Below are 2344 nucleotides of genomic sequence, written 5' to 3' on the forward strand. Positions count from 1 at the left end.
AGCGCCTCGGCCTGACAAGGAAGACCCGCTGCTGACTGCCATGGGGCACGAGGCAGCGACGGTGGACGCACTGGTCGCCCGCACCGGTTGGCCTGCCGACCGGCTGCTGGCCAGGCTGCTCGAGCTGGAGCTGGACGGCCTGGTCGTGCGGCTGCCCGGCGGGCTGCTGCAGCGCCGCGCGACGACCTGAAACAGGCCCCACGCGGTGCGCCAAACACCCGGCTGGCAGGCCGGCTTCTTTGCACCAGTGTGTCAAGCGCAAACAGGTATAGTCAGTTCATGTTCGATGTTCTGGTCTACCTGTACGAAAACTACTGGCGGCCCGATGCCTGCCCGGATCACGACCAGTTGACGCGAAAGCTGTCGGCTGTCGGGTTCGAGTCCGACGAGATCCAGGAAGCTTTGAGCTGGCTGGATGGCCTGGCCGCCACTGCCGACAGCACCCAAAGTGCGCCGCAAAGTCCGCAAAGCCTGCGGGTCTACCTGCCGCGCGAACTGGACTTGCTGGGTGATGAATCGGTGGGATTCATCAGTTTTCTGGAATCGGCGGGGGTTTTGCCACCGCCCATGCGTGAACGCGTGATCGATCGGGCCACCGCCGTCGGCAGCCCGCTGACGCTGGATGACCTGAAGATCATCGTGCTGATGGTGTTCTGGAGCCAGGGCGAAGAACCCGACGCGCTGATCCTGGACGAACTCTTCGTCGCGCCGGAAGACCGGCTGATCCACTGACCCCGGCCCCACGAACCTACACAAGACAAAGCCCGGCATGCCGGGCTTTGGTGCTTTCAGGCGGCAGGTTTCACGCGTCGGCCATCAGGCGAGAGGGATCGGCACTGAGCTTGCGCAGCGCGTCGCGCGTCGCCGAAATCGTCAGCGACTCGTCCTGCACCGGCACCAGCAAGCCCGCCTGCAGGAAAGCCGCCAGCCGGGTTTTCTGGAACAACACGCAACGCCCTTGCGAACCGACAAACAAAGACAGCTGCTTGTGCATGCCCTGCCACGACAGCCGAACCGTTTCGCGGCGGCCACGCAACTCCAGCGTGTAGGCGCTGCCCGGCTGCAGTTGCGCCGCAGCGGCCAGCATCGACGGCCCAGGCATCGAGCCGCCTTCGGAGACGATTTCAAGCCCCTCGTTGCGGTGGTTGGCCTCGTCCAGCACCCAGGAATCGTCCAGCTCGAGATCGTCGTCCGGCATCAGTTCCTCGATCGTCGCCAGCCGCTGCTTCAGGTGTTCGAGCTGTTCCGGGCTGACTGACGTGGCGCGTGCGCTGAAGGCCGCCGTGAGGGCCAGATTCAGTGCCTTGACGGCATCTTCCTGCTTGCGCGCATCCAGGCCCGCGGCGTTCATGCCACGCCGGATCACGCCCAGCAGCGGTGGCAGCCGGCGAATGACCTCGGCGCGTTCCTCGCGCGTGGTCTTGGAGCCCGCCGCCCACATCAGGTCGGCTGCAGCGTCGCGCACCGTCTTCACCTCGTGGCTGTGCGGGCCGTGCCGCACCGCGGTGGTCGCCAGCACGTCGGCCCAGATGTGGAACAGGAAGTCGCGCACGCCCTCCTGCACCGGCAGCTCGTTGAGCATCTTGCGCAACTCGATCGTGTACTGGATCGCCAGCGTCTCGCGTTGCTCGATCTGCTGCGCCAGCGACACGCCGGCCTTGGTCGCATCGTTGCGCTCGCTGAAATAGCGCTCCAGGAATTTCTCGAATTCGCTCAGCACGGCCTGGAACACACGCCGGCCCGTGTCGGGGAAAGCCTCGACGACCTGCACCACGCGGCGGATCTCGGCTTCCAGCGGCGTGCCGATGACCTCCGCATCGCCCTCGAAACCCATCACGCAGGCGCCCAGGCGGTCGATCAGCCGGCGCGCCGGGTGGTCGGCACCGGAGAAGAAATCGGGTTCGGCCAGCGCCACCCGCAGCACCGGCATCTGCAGCCGGGCAAACCAGATGCGCAGCAGCGCGGGAATGCGCTCGTCGGTCAGGATGCTCTGGAACAGCAGCGCCACCAACTCGACCGTGGCCCGCTCTTCCGGCGTGGCCGCGGCCTGCTTGAGCGTCTGCTGGCGCTCACGAAGCTCGGCCACAAGTTGGGCCGGCGAGGCCAGCAATTCGCCGCTGGGACCCACACCGCCAGCCGCCTGCTGCGCCTCGACCTGGGCCACCACGCGGATCTGCGCCTGGGCCATGGCTTGTGACAGCTGCTGCGACGGGCCACGGCCGGGCGCCTGGTCTCGGAAACCGGGCAGGTGGCGCTCAAGGATGTCGCTGAACTGGCCCAGCACGGCTTCAGCGCGCTGCAACGCCCCGCCACCGGCCTGGCGAGTCATCATGCGGGTTTCGTC

The 2344-nt window shown here is 66.9% G+C and carries 3 protein-coding genes; 2 read left to right on the plus strand and 1 reads right to left on the minus strand.

The features are described 5' to 3' along the window. Both FKP22_RS27525 and FKP22_RS27530 read left to right on the plus strand, forming a co-directional pair. Window positions 1–190, plus strand: a 190-nt coding sequence (locus tag FKP22_RS27525; protein ID WP_445663753.1) for a DprA-like winged helix domain-containing protein, incomplete at its 5' end; no start/stop codon positions are given. An 89-nt stretch (window positions 191–279) separates the two neighbouring features. Next, complete coding sequence (locus FKP22_RS27530) at window positions 280–732, plus strand: Smg family protein (protein WP_141291160.1); 453 nt, start codon at window positions 280–282, stop codon at window positions 730–732. A 70-nt stretch (window positions 733–802) separates the two neighbouring features. Here FKP22_RS27530 and FKP22_RS27535 read toward each other — a convergent pair. Further along, the coding region (locus FKP22_RS27535) for a DUF1631 family protein (RefSeq protein WP_141291161.1) at window positions 803–2344 on the minus strand (1542 nt) is incomplete at its 5' end.

The sequence above is a fragment of the Ideonella azotifigens genome, from assembly GCF_006519715.1.
Lineage (GTDB): Bacteria > Pseudomonadota > Gammaproteobacteria > Burkholderiales > Burkholderiaceae_C > Ideonella > Ideonella azotifigens.